Below are 18,454 nucleotides of genomic sequence, written 5' to 3' on the forward strand. Positions count from 1 at the left end.
GATGGTCGGAGACGGTATCAATGACGCACCAAGTCTTATAAGAGCAGATATTGGTATTGCAATTGGCGCAGGAACGGATGTAGCAGTTGAGTCAGCTGATATTATACTCGTTAAAAGTAATCCATCAGATATTATCCATTTCTTGACCCTCTCAAATAATACTATGAGAAAAATGGTGCAAAACTTATGGTGGGGTGCAGGTTATAATATTGTTGCTGTACCTTTAGCAGCTGGTATTTTAGCATTTATCGGCTTGATTTTATCACCTGCAATAGGTGCTATTTTAATGTCACTAAGTACGGTTATTGTTGCAATTAATGCCTTTACATTAAAATTAAAATAAAAGATAGGAGTTTTATTATGATTAAAAAATTATTTTTTATGATATTAGGATCATTACTAATATTATCAGCTTGCTCCAATAATGATGAAAAAGATAAAGACACTAATGACCAAAAAAGTGAGAGCCATATGAAGCATAATGATGAAAGTAAAGTTCCAGAAGATATGAAATCGACTAATGAGGGTGAATTTAAAGTGGGAGATAAAGTAACGATTACAGCAGGGCATATGCCAGGTATGAAAGGTGCAGAAGCTACTGTAAAAGGTGCGTATAAAACATATGCCTATGTTGTAAGTTATAAACCCACAAATGGAAATGAAAAAGTAAAGAATCATAAATGGGTCGTAAACGAAGAGATTAAAGATGCACCTAAAGATGGATTTAGTAAGGGCGATACTGTTAAATTAGAAGCAAGTCATATGTCTGGTATGAAAGGTGCTACAGCCAATATAGATAACGTGAAAAAGACTACTGTTTACGTAGTTGATTACAAATCCAAAGATAATGGTAAAATCATTAAAAATCATAAATGGATGACAGGAAATGAGCTGAAAGCACGATAAAAATCTAGTTCTAAATTGAGAAATAAATAGATATAAAAATATCCTCCTTAATCAATAATTTAAATAACTTATTATTGTTAAGGAGGATATTTTTTAGTGTGTAAATTAAAAAGAATTTTAGAAGAATAACATTTATCAAAAAACTGTTCATTACCTTATTAATTGAAATTATATAATTAAAAACCGCATCACTACCTGATAAGCAGAAGCATATCATAAATGATGCGGTTTTTTCAGCCGCTTCATAAAGGTATTTTGAACGTATCAGAACATTTGAGGTTTATAACAATTTAATAAGTAAGGGGTTATAGAATGGACAATCACAAAAAGATTTTTGATAATTTATTTCAAAATAATATTACAAAATTTCAAAATTACACTAGTAAATCTTACGAAATAAGAAATAATAATGAAAAAAATAGTTATCTTCCTATGGTTCAAGAGATAAGAGAGTTGTTTGGAAAAAAGGGGGAAATATTTTCTGAAAGTATAGGAACACATCCTGATTTTTTAAAAATAGAAAATACTATTGAATATCAGTATATTTGCTCCCTTTTTATAGATATATCTGGGTCTACAAAGTTAGCTTTGAAATATAGTTTGGATAAAGTTAAGCTATATAAAAATGCGATAATATCCAGTGCTATAGAAATATTTCGAGCATTTGATGGTCATATACATAGAATACAAGGAGACGCGGTACTTGTATATTTTGGACATCAAGAAATGAAAAAAAGCGATGCAATAATTAACGCAATTAATGCAGCGTCATTAATGCAATACTTTAATGATACAACACTAAAAGATTTTTTTGAAAATAAAAATTTAGAACCTTTAAAAATTAGAATTGGAATTGATTTTGGTGATGATCAAAGTGTATTGTGGTCAAAATATGGTCTTGATGGAATTAATGAGATAACTTCTACTAGTATTCATACTGATTTAGCTTCAAAATTACAAGGCAAAGCACCTTCAAATAAAATAATGATAGGAGAAAATATAAATAAATACTTAGATATTCCAAAAGAATTTCGAAGTACAAAAACTGAAAAGAGAGATGGTAGTGTTATTGAAAAAAGGTATATTTTAGATACAAGTAATTATGGTAGATATTCTATGGAAATATTTGAATGGGAAAGTTATCTTGATAGTTTTTCAATGTTATCTCCTTATTCATCCGTTAATAATCAATATTATTCTCCTGAAGACTTTAAAATACGATGTTGGATTATTGATGAAAATCAGAATGAATACGAATATATTGAGAGAAATAATGCAGTAGAAAAAGGAAAGAGTCTAAGATATAAATTAGAAATTTATAATGAGAATTTGAATTACAATAATATTAAATGGAGAGTAGTAAACTATGGGAAAGAGGCAAGAATACTAAATGAATTAGAATTTGAAATGGTTAAGTACGAAGGATGCCAATATTGTATTCAAGCAACGGCTTATACAGGATTACACTTTATGGAATGCTATTTATATGACGGAAATGATAAATTAATTCGCAAGGATAGGTTTGGTATTTATATAAATGATAATGATAGAGAAGTGAGAAAATTAGGAGTAGAGGATTGAACAAAATGAAAAAAGATGAATTTATAAAATTACATCAAAGTTATTTAAGTGATTATATTAAATTTGCAGATGCTAAAGCACTAGCTATTATAACTATAAATGGATTTATTTTAAAGTTTAATTTCTCTAATATTAATATAAATTTTAATAATACTCAATCGTTTTTCAATTTTGTAGGTTTTATATCATTGGTAATTTCAATTGTGCTAGCAGCATATGTGGTATATCCGAGAACAAATAATAAAAGTGAAAAAGGAATTATTTTTTGGGATAATGTAAATAGGATGAAAGAGGAAGAGTTTCTAAATCAAATAAAATTAGAAACAGAAGAAACGCTCCAAGATAAGATAATACAGCAAAACTACTTTTTAGCTAAAACAGCTTCGAGAAAATATAAAATACTCAGGATAATATTTTTTGTTTCTGCAGGGGGATATTTTTGTTTATTATTATCTAGTATCTTTAGAGTACTAAATTCTTAAGTTTTATAGAGTAAATATAATAAGGAGAGTTGAGAGATCATGGCAACTATAGGATTCGAAGAAAAGTTATGGCAAGCTGCAGATAAATTACGTGGGAGTATGGATGCGGCAGAATATAAGAATGTAGCATTAGGTATAATATTCTTAAAATATGTATCTGATTCTTTTGAAGAGAAATACGAAGAATTGAAAAATGATGAATATGCAGATGAAGAAGATAAAGATGAGTATTTAGCAGAGAATATTTTCTGGGTTCCTAAAGAAGCACGTTGGCAATATATTAACGATAATTCTAAAAAACCAGAAATTGGTCAAATTATTGATAAAGCAATGATAGCAATTGAAAAAGAAAATGAATCACTAAAAGGTGTATTACCTAAAGATTACGCAAGACCTGCATTAGATAAAGAGAAATTAGGCGATATTATTGACCTATTCACATTCAAAGTTGGGGATTCTGAAAGTAAAAAGCAAGACGTCTTAGGCCGTGTTTATGAATACTTTATCGCAAAATTTGCAAGTGCTGAAGGAAAAAATGCCGGTGAATTCTATACACCATCATCAATCGTTAAATTACTTGTTGAAATGATTGAACCTTATGAAGGTAGAATCTATGATCCCTGCTGCGGTTCTGGTGGAATGTTTGTACAAAGTGAACGTTTTGTAGAGCGTCATCAAGGACGTTTAGACAATATTGCTGTTTATGGTCAAGAATCAAATCCAACAACTTGGAAATTAGCGAAAATGAATTTGGCAATTAGAGGTATTGATAGTGATTTAGGAGACCATCATGCTGACACGTTTCTTAATGATTTACATAAAGGGCTAAAAGCAGATTTCATCCTTGCTAATCCGCCTTTTAATGCAAGCGATTGGGGACAAGAAAAATTATTAGATGACCATCGTTGGAGATTTGGTGTTCCTCCAAAAGGAAATGCCAACTATGCATGGATTCAACATATGATTTCTAAACTTGCACCAAGTGGCACTGCGGGTTTTGTTCTAGCAAATGGCTCAATGTCTACAAGCGGTAAAGATGAATTAGAAATTCGCAAAAACTTAGTCGAACAAGATTTAGTAGAGTGTATTGTAACCTTACCAGGTCAATTATTTTACTCAACACAAATACCAGTTTGTTTATGGTTTATTTCAAAAGATAAAGAAAAGAATGGCAAAAATGAACGTAAAGAAGAAGTCCTCTTTATCGATGCAAGAAAAGTTGGAAGTATGGTATCTAGAACACTAAAAGAATTCTCCAATGAAGAAATTAAAGATATAGCAAGTGTATATCATTCATGGCGCGGTACAAATGATAACCAATATGAAGATAAAGCAGGTTTTTGTAAAGTAGCCAAAACTGAAGAAATCAAAGATAACGAATATATCTTAACACCTGGCCGTTATGTCGGTTTAGCAGATGTTGAAGAAGATTCAGAACCATTTGAACAAAAAATGGATCGAATTACAGCAGATTTAAGTAAACAATTTGCTAAATCAAAAGAACTTGAGGACCAAATCCGAAAATCATTGGAGGGGTTAGGCTATGGACTATAATATATTTCACTTCAAGGATTTATTTGAAGTAAAACATGGATATCCGTTTAAAAGTAATAATTTTTCCGATACAAAAACTAAATTTCACATAATGACGCCTGGAAATGTAAAAGCTGGCGGTGGCATCAAGTTAGACAAAATTAAATATTTAGAAGAAAATATTGAATTTGATAAAAATTATATATTTGAACCTGGAGATATTTTTATTAATTTGACTGATTTGAGTAAAAAAGGCGATACTTTAGGTTTCCCAGCAATTGTACCAAACGATTTAAGTAAATATTATTTACATAATCAAAGATTAGGACGTGTAATTAATATTGATGAAGAGAAGTTAGATAAAAATTTTTTGTTTTATTTACTATGCACAAGAGAATACAGACATCATATATTAGGGTCTGCTACTGGGAGTACTGTCAAACATACTTCCCCTAAACGAATTTTAGAATTTGAAATATCACTACCAAATTTAAAAATCCAAAAATATATAGGTATAGTATTAAACAGTATCGATAAAAAAATTGAAAATAACCAAAAAATCATAGCAAACCTTGAAGAACTTTCACAAACACTGTTCAAACGTTGGTTTGTTGATTTTGAATTTCCTGATGAAAATGGAAATCCCTACAAATCAAGTGGTGGAGAAATGGTTGAGAGTGAATTAGGTGAGATACCTAAAGGTTGGATTGTTAATAACATTAATGATTTTGCAAATAATAATGTTATTACTGGTAAAACACCAAGTACAAAAGTAAAAGAAAATTATTCTGAAACAGGTATTCCTTTTTTAACAATTCCAGACATGCATAAAGATGTATTTGCATTAAACACTGAAAGATATATTAGTGAGACTGGTATTGAAAAATTAGAAAAAAAAATATTAGAAAAAAATTCGCTAGCAATTAGTTGCATTGCTACTCCTGGACTAGTTAGTATAATTTCTAATGATACATTAACTAATCAGCAGATTAATAGCTTCACACCTAATAAAACTGAACTATACTATCTATATTTTTATTTAAAAGGTATGAGAAATTATATTCGTGATTTAGGCAGTGGTGGTAGTGCTACATTGAATTTAAATAAGACACAGTTTGAAAAAATTAAATTAGTTAAACCAATAAATGAATTATTATTGAAATATGATAAATTAGTACATTCCAATTTTGAAATAATTTTGAATTTCCAAAAAGAAAATAACTATTTAATACAACTACGTGATACGTTACTACCAAAATTAATGTCGGGAGAAATAGAGATACCTGATGATATGGAGGTGAATAAAGATGAGCTTTCAATTTAGTGAAGATGATTTAGAACAAGTTGCGCTTGAATGGTTTGAAGAACTGGGCTATACAATTAAGAATGGCAGAGAAATTAGTGAAACAGGTATTACGCCTGAACGAGAAAGCGATAAAGACGTTGTGCTGGATAACCGTTTAGAAAACGCTTTAAGACGTATTAACCCAGATTTACACAACAATGCAATTCAACAAGCAATTCATGAAATATCCATAGAAAAATCACCAAATTCAATTGAAAATAATCGAATATTCCATGAAATGATCACAAATGGGATTGAAGTAGAACATTATAATGAAGATGGAGAAACAATCAATGATTTGGTTTATGTATTCGACTTTAATAACCCAGGAAATAATGACTTCCTGGCTGTGAATCAATTGACGGTAGTAAATGGTGATTACAATAAACGACCAGACGTTGTATTGTTTATCAATGGTTTACCTGTTGTTGTCATTGAACTTAAAAGTTCTACTAATGAATCTGTAGGTGTAGAAGATGGTTATCATCAATTGGAAACTTATAAAATGAGAATTCCTCAATTATTTAATCACAATGCTGTATTGGTAACAAGTGATGGTATTAATACAAAAGCGGGCTCTATGACTGCAGATTATGATCGTTTCATGACATGGCGAACAAAAGATGGTAAGACTGAAGCTTCGTCTACAATGGCAAGTTTAGATGTATTAATCCATGGCATGTTAAATAAAGAAGTATTATTAGATTTAATTCGACATTTCATTTTATTTCAAGATGATGGTAAAGGTAATATTGTTAAAATTTTAGCTGCTTATCATCAATATTATGCGGTTAATAAAGCCGTTGATCGCGCAATAGAAGCCACTTCTGACCAAGGAGATGGTAAAGGTGGCGTTATTTGGCATACTCAGGGCTCAGGTAAAAGTTTGACGATGGTTTTCTTTTCGGGAAAATTAATTCAAAAGCTAAATAACCCTACTTTAGTTGTGGTAACTGACCGTAATGACCTAGATAATCAACTACATAGTACTTTTGTAAAATCTAAAGGTCGTTCTGGTAAGGGATTATTAAGACAGACGCCTAAACAAGCAGATTCTCGTAAAGAGTTGAAAGAACTATTATCAGTTGAATCTGGAGGGATTGTATTTACAACAATGCAGAAATTCGAACCAGAAGAAGGCAAAGTTACTATGGATGCCCTAACAGAACGCAGAAATGTCATTGTAATGGCCGATGAAGCACACCGTACACAATATGGTTTTAGCGCATCTTACGACGAAAAAGGTGAAGGTATTAAATATGGTTATGCCAAATATTTAAGAGATGCTTTACCTAACGCTTCATTTGTTGGATTCACTGGAACGCCTGTATCTTCGACAGACAAAAATACACAGATGGTTTTTGGAAATTACATTGATGTGTATGATATGACGCAAGCTGTTGAAGACGGTAGTACGGTTAAAATATATTATGAAAGCCGAATAATCCCATTAAATTTACCTACAGATTTAGATATTGATGCAGCTTATGATGATATTACTTCCGGACAAGAAGACGATGTCAAAACACGATTAAAGTCTAAATGGTCTCGAATAGAAGCATTATCAGGCTCAGAACAACGTGTTCATTCTCTAGCAACTGATATTATCAATCACTTTGAAACAAGACAAAAGGCGATGAAAGGTAAAGGCATGATTGTCACAATGAGTCGCCGTATAGCGGTTGATTTATATGATGAAATTGTAAGACTAAAACCCGAATGGCATTCAGATGATGATAACCAAGGTGTTATCAAAGTTGTAATGACAGGTTCATCAAGCGATCCTAAAAACTTCCAGAGACATATTGGTCCTAAAAAAAGAAGGAACCTGCTAGAGAGTCGTATGAAAGATGTTGAAGATGAATTACAACTCGTTATTGTGAGAGATATGTGGTTAACAGGTTTTGATGTACCTTCTATGCATACCATGTATATTGATAAACCAATGCATGGGCATAATCTAATGCAAGCAATTGCACGTGTGAATAGAGTGTTTAAAGACAAACCTGGTGGCTTAATTGTGGACTATGTAGGTATCGCTGAAAGTCTTAAAGAAGCTTTAAAAGAGTATACAGATTCTGATAAAGATCAAACGGGTGTGGATACAGATAAAGCTTTAGAAATTATGTTAATGAAATACGATGTCATTCAAGATATGTTATATAATCATGATTATTCTGACTTCGAATCAGATAAAAAATCTGATCGATATAATGTCATCTCAAATACGATGGATTATGTGATTGGCTTAGGCGAAGAAGAAAGACAAAGATTTGTGAATACAGTCACTGAACTTGGCAAAGCTTTCGCTTTATGTGCAACAGAAGAAGCAGCTCAAGAATTAAATAGTGAAATTGCATTCTTAAAAGCCGTTAAAGCAGGCATCATTAAATTATTAGCGCCACCACCAGGAGATGATGAACGTAAAAAATCCCCAGCTGAAGTTGAAGCTGAAATTAATCAGTTGATATCAAAATCCGTTGTAACTGAAGAAGTTGTAGATATATATCAAACACTCGGTTTAGAAAACCCAGATATCTCTATTTTATCTGACGATTTCTTAAAAGATGTAGAAGGATTACAACAGAAAAATGTAGCAGTTGAATTATTGAATAAATTACTTAAAGGGCAAGTTAAGTCATTAATGAAAACGAACGCAACCGTATCCAAACAATTTTCTGAAATGCTAGGTAAATCTATTCAAAAATACAACAATCGGTCTATAGAAGCTTCTAAAGTTATTGAAGAATTAATACAAATGGCAAAAGAAATTAATCAAGAGCAGCAACGAGGTAAAAATTTAGGCTTGAGTACAGAAGAAATTGCTTTTTATGATGCATTAGCTTCACATGAAACAGCTAAAGAAGCTTTGGGCGATAAAGAGTTAAGAGCCATTGCACATGAGTTAACTAAAACAGTTAAGGATAACATGAGTGTTGATTGGTCTAAACGAGACAGTGCTAAAGCTAAAATGAGAGTCCAAGTTAGAAGATTATTGAAGAAATATGGTTATCCACCTGACCTTCAAAAAATGGCTGTTGAACAAGTGGTAGAACAAGCTGAATTAATGGCAAGTCAGCAATAAAAACATATAAGAATGCGGTTAGAGAAAAATTATTTCTCTAACCGCATTTATTAATTTCAAAATATGATTTAATGAATTATGAGTTTTATTGCTTCTAAATACTTTTCAAAATATTGGTTAAGCATTTAGAATTCACTTGTGATTTCAGATTAGATACATATCTGTCATTTTTAGTCTTTTATAATCGCATATCTATATTAATCTAAATTTACTTGAACTGTTGATTCTACTTCACCAGCATTGTTAACTTCTTCAACTAGTCCAGTCGGTGTTACGACAAAAACATAAGATCCATGCCCACTCTTATTATTTGCAAGAATTTTCCAATCATCATCTTCATTTTTAACTGGATCTTGGAAAGTTATTAAATCTTTATCAAACTCACCGTCATACATTTCATCTAATCCGGCAAGTAAATAATCAAAAACATTATCTCTAGTCACTTGTTGTTCATCATTTATATTTTCTTCTGTTGTAGATTGATCTTGACTATTATTTTGACTTTCATTCGATTGATTCTCATTATTAGATGTTTCACTAATATTTTGTGAATTATTGTCGTCATTTTCTTTTTGCTGTGCTTGTAATTTATTTTTTTCTAACTCTACTTCCTGATATTTGTTGTATCCAAAAAATCCAACAGCTGCTAATATGCCAATGATGGCAATTACTGTTATTGTACTTAATAATTTTTTCATGATTTTTTCATCCTTAAATTTAATAATTGCCACCTTGACCATTGGCGCGTGCTTCAACTTGACCTCTCAAGTAACCAACATAATCACCAGATCCATCTGCAGCTTCATCAACAGAAGCAGCTTCTTCTTCACTCATCCCTTCTTTATAAGCATCTAGGAATTCGTCATCAGACATGTTTTTAGCATCTTCAGCAGTATATTTAGGTGAGCTTTCTTCTGTATTTTCTTCATTTGTAGCTCCACCACCAGATTGAGCCATTACACCTTTTTCGAACTCTTCCTCTTCTTCAGGAGAATCAAATTCACCAGTATAGTCTATGCCGTTCTTAGTTTTTTTAATTACTTCACCATCTTCTGTTGTTCGAACTTCATCAGTATTAAGTTCCTCATTTGTAGTATTATTTTGGTTATTACTTATGTTTGCTGATTCTTGGAGTTCAGTTTGGTTTGAAGCTTTATCTTGTTGTTCATTTTTTGAAGTTTTGTTCTTACTATCTTTTTGTTTTTTTTCAGTTACTTTAGTTTCTTCTTTTTTAACTTCTAAATCTTTGTAACTGCCATATGCAAATATAACAGCAACTCCCAATACTGCAACTAATAAAACAACGCCTAAACTTGCGAAAACTTTCTTCACACTATTATTCCCCATTCTATAATTATTTTAATTATATATTAATCTATTTTGCTACGCTTTTCTACTATTATTTTAATTTTATATCAATTTATTTTGCTACGCTTCACTATTATTATTTTAAAAAATTAATTTATATACTTATATGTCCATTTCTGTCTGGCTTTTGGATTAAGGGGATGCATGATTTCATTGGTTGCTGGATTAATAAGTTGTTTCACTTTCTTCTTATGTGGCTTCAACATTTCTAATATTTCATTAACGCGTGATTCAACAACGGGTTTTTTAGCGTATGCACCCCAAGCTAATATCACTTCATCTGATTCTTTTACTGCCTTCATAATTTGAATATCTGTATGCTTATCATAGGCATTTTCCAGATGTTTTAGGTTGATTGGTGTCGTTATATTAGAGTATAGATTCACAAAATTGATTGAACCAAATGCATCCATTTCTGATACTTTGTTCATAATGAGCTGAGTTGTCAAATCAATATTGAGAATGCCATCATAATGCGGATACATTGTAATGATTGTGATCGTTTGTTTTTCACTGTCCCATGTTTTCTTAAGTAGATAGCGATGTTGTTGGTCATCACTGAATATAGCTTCGGTTTCTAATGTACTTTTGATTGTTTTCATGTAATTTTCACTCCTCTAGTATTCTTCTGGTAATAACATGACGTAATAAGAAAGGTCTACATCATCTTCTCGGATAATATAGACCTTATTTATATTGATAGCTTTTGAATAATTAGCTTTATGTGTTTTGATGTACTCAGGACGTTCTTGTTTGTGTTTGATATATAATTGATCATTATGCATGCTGAACTGGAAGATATGAAAGTAATCTATTGCTTCTAGTTCCTTGGACTGTTCGTTTTCACGTTGTGCTACTAGTTTCCATAATTGTTGTTGTAAGATGATAGGTAAGTTATTGGCAATACCTCGAGTAATATATCTATTCATAAGCGTTTTCCTTTCGTTCTGATTCTTTCATCCAAATGATAATTTCATTAAGAATTGTAATGACGAGTTGTGTAATTTTGATGTATTTATGCATATTATTGTCCTCCTGTTAGTAAGTATCGTTGATCCAAAAGGGGCATGATAGTGTTGTGTAGATATAAGAAATCCATATCATGATTTTCATCGATATAGCCGATGGCTATGAGTTGTTTTTGATAGTAGAGGATGAAGGGATAGATATTACTTTCGTGCAGTGTGTCACAGTAGTAGGTATTAGTCTGTAGTATTTTATCACTAAGTGGACCAAGTCTTACATATTGATTGGGTAAGATATCATCAGCGATTTCTTCGATGGATTCACATTCCCATTTTTCATCCCTTGGCAGATTGAATAAGTTGGTTATATAGTGCTTGAGTTGTAGTTCTAATGTCATTGTTATGACCTCCTAATGTATTTGGTTGATGTATACATGTGATACATCATTTAGATAATATAAGTTTGAAATAATGTTTGTTTCGCTTAGAAATCCCACTGAAATACAGAAAATATCCCAATCGAAAATCATCACAATTGTTGATATGACAAGGAAATCCCGTTATCCCGCTCATTTCTCGGGAAATATAGCTATATATTTATATATGATTTGGATTTGTAGATGTCAGTACGACTTACTTTTTCTTTTTATATTATTTATTTATAAATAATAATGGGATTTCGGGATTACGCTTGCGTATTCCTTATCCTACATGTATTTATCAAATCCCATTGCTATCCCGTTCATATTTTATTTTGGGATGTTCTTTCGTCATACAATATAAGCTTCATATCGAGTTATGACTGATTAGTTTGTTGAAATATTTGATAGATGCGTGTTATTGAATGACGAAAGGACAAGTATGTTTATATTATATTTTGAGAAAGAGGGTTTGAGGTAAAAATAAAGACGAAGTGCTGAAACGCACTTCGTCGAGAGAAGAATGATTAAATTTGATTTTGTAGTTATTATAATTTTGATTCTAATTGGTGGACAAGATGAGTTAGCATTGTATTAATCGGTGTAGGTATATTAAATTCTTTTCCATAAGCAGCTATTTGTCCATTAAGGTAGTCTATTTCAGTTAAGCGGCCATTTGAATAATCTTGATGCATTGATGGGTAATGAAGTCCTTGAGCTTCTTTTGGATAGGCTGATACAACTTTTTTAAAAAGCTCATTACGATCCAAATGAATGTCTTTTGCCTTTGCAACTGCGACAATTTCATCAATAATTGGCATAATCATTTCATCTGATTGTGCATAATTACCAAATTCGTAAATGGTTTTGTTTAATATCGTACATAGAGGATTTAAAACACTATTGAGTGTAGCTTTAGACCATATTGATTCGAATACATTGGAACTAATTTGTGCATTCAAGCCAGAGTCATTGAATATTTGAAGTATAGTATTAGCTTGTTCATCTACTTCACCATCTGCTCTTTGTAGATATATAGATCCTTCGCCTTCGAGTAATAATTGACCTGGCCCGCGCAGTCCAGCTGTCCACATAGTTACGCCAAGATAGATTTGTGATAGCGGAACAATTTGTGATAATCGCTCTTCATGACCTAAGCCATTCATCATACTTAATATAGCTGTCCCACTATGAATACAGCCAGCTTCTTGTAAACGTTGTAACATCTCTTCAGATTGCATAGCTTTGGTTAATATTATGATGAGATCAAATTCAGCTGAAACATCTTTGGTTAATATTGCGGGAATGTTAATTGAGTAGTTATCTGTTTCTGTTTTAATGTTCATGCCATCTTGATTAATTTGATTAACATGCTCTTCCCAATTATCTATAAGTGTTACGTCATAACCAGCTTCTTTTATAGAAATACCAATTCTTCCACCCATTGCGCCTGCACCTGCTATGGCTATTTTGTACATAAAATACACTCCTTAGCTATTTTTAGATTTTATAATAAATATTACAATATAATTGAATTATATCATTTTAGACCTTTTAGTGAATTGTTGCGCAATTCTTTGATTTGAACCATCATTCAGTTGGTTATCATATTATGGTTTTTAGTATTATTTGAAAATCCCATTGAAATACAGAAAATATCCCAATCGAAAATCATCACAATTATTGATATGACGAGGAAATCCCGTTATCCCGCTTATTTCTCGGGAAATATAGCTATATATTTATATATGATTTGGATTTGTAGATGTCAGTACGACTTACTTTTTCTTTTTATATTATTTAATTATAAATAATAATGGGATTTCGGGATTACGCTTGCGTAATCCTTCTTATACATGAAGTTATCAAATCCCATTGCTATCCCGTTCATATTTTATTTTGGGATGTTCTTTCGTCATACAATATAAGCTTCACATTGAGTTGTGACTTGTTAGTATGTTGAAAAGGTTCGTTAGATGGGTGTTATTGAATGACGAAAGGACAGTACATAGATATTAGATTTGAAAGTAGAGTGTTTGAGGCAAAAACAAAGACGAAGTGCTGAGGAGCACTTCGTCTAGATTGGTATTATTGAAAAGTTGTTTAATAATTTCATTATTGAGCTTGAGAGTGACATAGAATTGCTTTTTATGATTCTCATCTTTACGAATATCAATACGGTCAATAACCGTTAGGTACAAAGCTTTGAGCTGTGATTTATCCATGGATTCTATATTTTGAAATATTCGTTGTAATAGGGCAGCGATTTGTTTCTTATCATAAGATGGTTTCTCTTGATTTTGTTGTTGCTTAAGTTGATTGATTTGAGTTGTGATGTCATTGAGTTGTTTTTCATACTGATGAATCGTATTTTTAAGCACAGATGTTAAGTCTGGATTATCTTCAAGCGTTTTTATCAAGTTATCTAATTTGATTTGGACCTCATCATATTGTTGTTGCTTATATGCGATATCATGATTGAGTGCAGACGTATCAATTTGATGTTCTTGATTGACACGCTCAACGACTTGCTTGATAACCTTGTCGCTTTTAACAATTTCGAGTATTTGATCCATAACATATTTTTCAATTACATCGGCTCTGACACTATTCGCAGAACATACTTTTGACCCTTTATTACGAAAGTTACTACACGAATAGTAGCGAATGCGTTTTTTAGTACCATCTTTAAGTGTATTAACTGTTGTGCTCGCAGACATTGAAGCAGAACATTGGGGACACGAAATTAATCCAGTTAAAATATTGGTTCCTTTACCATGAACTTGTGGTTTTTCACTTACTTGTTTTTTACGTGCTTGGACTTTATCCCATAATGATTGGCTAATAATAGGGGTGTGTTTGCCTTCGGCGATTACTGGTTTATCATTCAAGCCTTTACGACGTTTATCATTCCAATCTTTGTATTTCGCGAATTGAATTTTACCAATATAGAATGGGTTTGAGAGAATATAAGTAACAGCTGAAATACTAAAAGGATTACCTTTCTTAGTGACATAACCTTTATGATTAAGTGCATTCGCAATTTTACGGTAACCATGACCTTTGGCGTAAGATTCAAAAATATATTTCACAATATTAGCTTCATGCTGATTAATCATCAAATCTTTTTTATTATCTGGTATGTTATTATATCCTAAAGGAAGATTACCTTGGTAATAGCCTTCTAAGGCTCTTTGATGTTGTCCGGTGTAAATATTCTCTAAAATGGTATTTCTTTCAAATTCGGAAAAACTTGCAAGTATTTGTAACATGAGTTTACCAGAAGAAGTGTTGACTTCCATACGCTCAGACAAACTGAAAAATTCGACATTTTGTTTATGCAAATCTTCGACAATTTTGAGTAAGTCTGATGTATTACGTGCGAGTCGATTTGTTTTATACACCATAACACAATCAATATGACCTTTATTCGCATCATGTAACATACGTTGAAGTGCAGGGCGGTTCATAGACTTTCCTGAAATACCACGATCAGCGTATATATCTTTGACTTCGAAATGATGGAAGTTACAATATTCTTTGATTTGATTGATTTGACCGTCGATACTATAACCCTCTGCACTTTGCATTTCTGTTGATACGCGGACATAGATACCGACACGTTTTTGTTTGAGTTGTTGCATGATTTTTTCATCCTTTCTGATTAAGCAATCGATGATTGTGCTGTTTGATTGACGATGTTTAAGGGCTCATTTTTGAAATAGATACCTGTAAGCGTTTTACTTTTGGTAATATGAATTTCATCGATGTAAGGGTACAACATGTTTAACGTGAAACTTTTCTGTATAACCTTTTGTAGTGATGCTTTTATACGAATATCACTTATTGCTTGTATAGGTTTATTCTGTAGATTAATTGATTGGGACTGTTCTCTGAATGTTTCTACATCAATTTTTCCTTGTGCTAAATTTTCAATAAGCTTTTCCTGAGTTAATGTGTTACTAGTATCATGCATCCTTTGTCTTTTGAGTCGTTGACGAATAGTATGGTTTATTTTTGAATAGAGCTGTTGATTTTGAAAGAAGTCCTGACAAGTCGCTAAAACACTTGTTTCTAATTCTTGTGCGTTGATTCCTTTAAATTCACAAACAAAGCGAGCATTATTCATATTTTGCGGACAGACATAGTAACGCAATGAATGATCTGTTTTTCGGACAGTTATGTTTGTGAGTGTCGAATGACAATAGGGACATTTGATTTTTTGTTTGAGTTGATTTTCTGACGGCTTACGTTTGACTTGTTTCTGAGTTCGGGTAACTTGAGCTTCTTCGTATATCGTTGTACTGACAATAGCTGGGAACATGTTTTCATATTGTCCGTATTGATTGATAACACGGCCACAGTAATTAGGGTTAAGGATAATATTACGCACTTGATAGGGCTTGCGATTAATGAGTTTATCATCAGCTTCTAAGTATTGCGCAATTTTTTTATAACCATAACCTTGAAGGTAATAATTGAACACAGCTTTTACTGTTGGTGCTTTTACTGTGTCTATCGTGAATGTACCATTATGATAGTGATACCCAAAGGGTGCATGTGTTGTAATCAGTTTACCTTGTTTCGCTTTTTCTTTGATTCCATTTTTGACTTGTTCACCTATATTATCAGATTCTAGTTCAGCCAAGCTGATGAAAATATTGAGTTTGAGCCGATCGAATGCTTTATCCATATCAAAATAGCCATCATGAACACTTAAGATATGAACATGATATTTTTGACACAATTTCATGAGTTTTAATGCATTTTTAAGATTGCGATGAAGTCGGTTTAATCTATAACAACATAATACGTCACATTGTCCCTGTTGAATTAGTTCAGTAATTTGTTGATAACCATTCCGCTTATCAGTACGTCCTGATTGTTTATCGCTATAAAAGGTAATGTGTTGAATATTATGTTTTTCGGCTAATACCTTGATGGTTTGTTTTTGTGCTGCTAAGGATTGTTGCTTTGTAGTGCTCTGTCGTAAGTAACCCATTGCTTGTTTCATCCTGTTTCCTCCTTCCACAGTGATAATATATATTTATGAACGAATTTATAGATGAGCCCAACACCAGTGAGGTGTTGGGCGTTATTATTAGTCATCAAAGTGATTGATTTCTTCAATCACTAAATCAGCGAGTAATGTGATTAATTCGTCCATATGGTTCAACCTCCAAATATCAAATTATATTGAATTGATAACATGTTGCATTGTTATTCGTTCACTCTGTGTACTTGGAACAATATGTTCAGTTATCTCTTTTTCATTTATGAATTCAGGGTACAAGTGATAAAATTTTAGTAGCTTCTGTTCCGTTTCAGTTAATACATATTGTTGCATATGGTAGTATCTGTCGATATAATTAACGACAATAGGTTTTTGATGATCATCGACTTCTACTGAATCAATTGTGTAATTTAATAAGTTGACGTTTGTTTTCATTTTTATGCCTCCGATTAATTTAATGAGCTACAACGCATAGCGCGTTGTAGCGATATTTATATTTAGAGTTCTAAATCGCCCTTTTCTTCCCATTCTCTACCATCTTTAACAAATTTGTTGAGTAATTCCTTATTTGTTGTATTATTATCAAATTGCGGTGGTGTGTATGGTTCAGAATTTGAGCTTAAACCGAGAACAGGTGCAAACTCACTAGGCAATACAAGATGGTAGAACAAGATCGTTTTTGTTTTGCCTTGAGTATCTTTGACATTACGTTTGATAGCTATCCGATCGGAATCCATCTGGATATATCCTTCTGCTCTTAAACTATCTATTACATTTTTTACATCTTGGTATTGGTTTTCTTCTAACATATGTTTAAAAACATCTTTAAGCATCTTGACTTGAATGTGATCGTCTTTCAGCTCAATAAGGCCATAATTTTCAGTCATTATGGAGAGTTTTTTACTTTCTGCAAACTTACTACGATTGCGTGCCACGAATTGAACCACACTATCAATCGCTTTGGCCGCCAAACTGCGTTCACTTACGGAATCTACATGATAACTAACTAGGTACTCTCTAACTGCGATCAAATCGATAGGGGTTGCAATTACACGTTCTAATATTCTTGCTGATGTCGTTATTGTTGCATAGCGTTTGAACATTCGAATACCTACATTGTTTGTTTCACTGTTAAGCTGAGTTTTGAACCAATCGTGTTCTCTATGAAACCACTTGATTACTTCAGATTCACGATTTAGAAGATATTCAGCTACTAACGGCATTACGTGTCCATAGTTTTTTGATGTTCCTTTTTTAATGGCGTCCGCATTGTCAGCGCTTGTCGTAAAGGCTTCAGATATTTCGATGCATCTTGCTCTCAAACCATCATTTGCACTAGCATCTTTGAATATTGTGTGTTCTGCTGTACTAATCACACTAGATCCAAAGTGGTGAGGATTTTTTACATTTCCTTCTCGATTAGCACGTAGACGACCTTGCCCCTCTGCTAGGGAATAAAGTAAACCATTTGTATCTTTAAAGGTAGCTGCTGATAATTCATCTAAGGCAATAGGAACACCAAAGTTGTTACTTAAGTATCCTTCAATTGCATTACGGGTGCCGTTCCAACCTCTGAATAATGTTTGGTCACCTTTAGATGGATTACCTGCTATTGAAACTGCTAATGCCGCTGCAGTCGATTTACCCGTACTAGAGTTCCCCATAAATGAAAATATCGTGCCAAAATATTCGACTTCATGCTTTGTTTTTAAGAACGCAGTCACTAATGAAGAAACACCAAATATCACAGCAAGCT

General features: G+C 32.3%; 17 protein-coding genes. 7 read left to right on the forward strand and 10 right to left on the reverse strand.

The genetic code is table 11. The features are described from left to right. The 7 genes from JVU85_RS13280 to JVU85_RS13310 all read left to right on the forward strand — a co-directional run. The coding region (locus JVU85_RS13280; RefSeq protein ID WP_204172763.1) for an HAD-IC family P-type ATPase at window positions 1-343 on the forward strand (343 nt) is incomplete at its 5' end. Window positions 344-360: 17 nt separating this feature from the next. Next, complete coding sequence (locus JVU85_RS13285) at window positions 361-906, forward strand: YdhK family protein (protein WP_204172764.1); 546 nt, start codon at window positions 361-363, stop codon at window positions 904-906. Window positions 907-1,218: 312 nt separating this feature from the next. Continuing rightward, window positions 1,219-2,487 (forward strand): adenylate/guanylate cyclase domain-containing protein, encoded by a 1,269-nt coding sequence (locus tag JVU85_RS13290; protein WP_204172765.1) that lies wholly within the window; start codon window positions 1,219-1,221, stop codon window positions 2,485-2,487. 5 nt (window positions 2,488-2,492) lie between these two features. Next, window positions 2,493-2,969, forward strand: a complete 477-nt coding sequence (locus JVU85_RS13295; RefSeq protein WP_204172766.1) for a Pycsar system effector family protein — start codon at window positions 2,493-2,495, stop codon at window positions 2,967-2,969. Window positions 2,970-3,008: 39 nt separating this feature from the next. Then, the gene (locus tag JVU85_RS13300) at window positions 3,009-4,523 is read left to right on the forward strand and encodes a class I SAM-dependent DNA methyltransferase (protein WP_204172767.1); all 1,515 of its coding nucleotides are present in this window, start codon (window positions 3,009-3,011) and stop codon (window positions 4,521-4,523) included. Beyond that, a complete protein-coding gene (locus tag JVU85_RS13305) occupies window positions 4,513-5,826 on the forward strand; it encodes a restriction endonuclease subunit S (protein ID WP_204172768.1) in 1,314 nt (437 codons plus the stop codon). The genes JVU85_RS13300 and JVU85_RS13305 overlap by 11 nt, the downstream gene beginning before the upstream one ends. Beyond that, on the forward strand, window positions 5,810-8,932 hold the full coding sequence (locus JVU85_RS13310) for a type I restriction endonuclease subunit R (protein WP_204172769.1): 3,123 nt from the start codon (window positions 5,810-5,812) through the stop codon (window positions 8,930-8,932). The genes JVU85_RS13305 and JVU85_RS13310 overlap by 17 nt, the downstream gene beginning before the upstream one ends. A gap of 197 nt (window positions 8,933-9,129) precedes the next feature. Here the strand turns inward: JVU85_RS13310 and JVU85_RS14020 are convergent, their stop codons facing one another. The 10 genes from JVU85_RS14020 to JVU85_RS13360 form a co-directional block, all read right to left on the reverse strand. Next, on the reverse strand, window positions 9,130-9,672 hold the full coding sequence (locus tag JVU85_RS14020) for a hypothetical protein (protein ID WP_239441230.1): 543 nt from the start codon (window positions 9,670-9,672) through the stop codon (window positions 9,130-9,132). Next, window positions 9,650-10,264: a hypothetical protein gene (locus JVU85_RS13320; RefSeq protein WP_113587722.1), complete on the reverse strand. Its 615-nt coding sequence runs from the start codon at window positions 10,262-10,264 to the stop codon at window positions 9,650-9,652. The genes JVU85_RS14020 and JVU85_RS13320 overlap by 23 nt, the downstream gene beginning before the upstream one ends. Before the next feature lie 125 nt (window positions 10,265-10,389). Beyond that, complete coding sequence (locus JVU85_RS13325) at window positions 10,390-10,902, reverse strand: DUF1643 domain-containing protein (protein ID WP_113587724.1); 513 nt, start codon at window positions 10,900-10,902, stop codon at window positions 10,390-10,392. Between the two features lie 15 nt (window positions 10,903-10,917). Further along, on the reverse strand, window positions 10,918-11,229 hold the full coding sequence (locus JVU85_RS13330; protein ID WP_113587726.1) for a DUF960 family protein: 312 nt from the start codon (window positions 11,227-11,229) through the stop codon (window positions 10,918-10,920). 95 nt (window positions 11,230-11,324) lie between these two features. Beyond that, a complete protein-coding gene (locus tag JVU85_RS13335) occupies window positions 11,325-11,663 on the reverse strand; it encodes an SAUGI family uracil-DNA glycosylase inhibitor (protein ID WP_113587728.1) in 339 nt (112 codons plus the stop codon). Between the two features lie 569 nt (window positions 11,664-12,232). Continuing rightward, window positions 12,233-13,162 carry a ketopantoate reductase family protein gene (locus tag JVU85_RS13340; protein WP_002506256.1) on the reverse strand — a complete coding sequence of 310 codons (930 nt, stop codon included), beginning with the start codon at window positions 13,160-13,162 and terminating at the stop codon, window positions 12,233-12,235. A 537-nt stretch (window positions 13,163-13,699) separates the two neighbouring features. Next, window positions 13,700-15,328, reverse strand: coding sequence for a cassette chromosome recombinase CcrB (ccrB, locus tag JVU85_RS13345; RefSeq protein WP_204172772.1), 1,629 nt, complete (start codon window positions 15,326-15,328; stop codon window positions 13,700-13,702). A 20-nt stretch (window positions 15,329-15,348) separates the two neighbouring features. Then, entirely contained in the window at window positions 15,349-16,698 is a 1,350-nt protein-coding gene (ccrA, locus tag JVU85_RS13350) for a cassette chromosome recombinase CcrA (RefSeq protein WP_204172774.1), read from the reverse strand. A gap of 177 nt (window positions 16,699-16,875) precedes the next feature. Continuing rightward, a complete protein-coding gene (locus JVU85_RS13355; RefSeq protein ID WP_058332293.1) occupies window positions 16,876-17,133 on the reverse strand; it encodes a hypothetical protein in 258 nt (85 codons plus the stop codon). Window positions 17,134-17,195: 62 nt separating this feature from the next. Further along, window positions 17,196-18,454, reverse strand: a 1,259-nt coding sequence (locus JVU85_RS13360) for a DUF927 domain-containing protein (protein WP_204172782.1), incomplete at its 5' end; no start/stop codon positions are given.

Origin of the sequence: Staphylococcus sp. GDY8P72P (assembly GCF_016890655.1) — a bacterium.
GTDB classification, from domain to species: Bacteria; Bacillota; Bacilli; order Staphylococcales; family Staphylococcaceae; genus Staphylococcus; species Staphylococcus arlettae.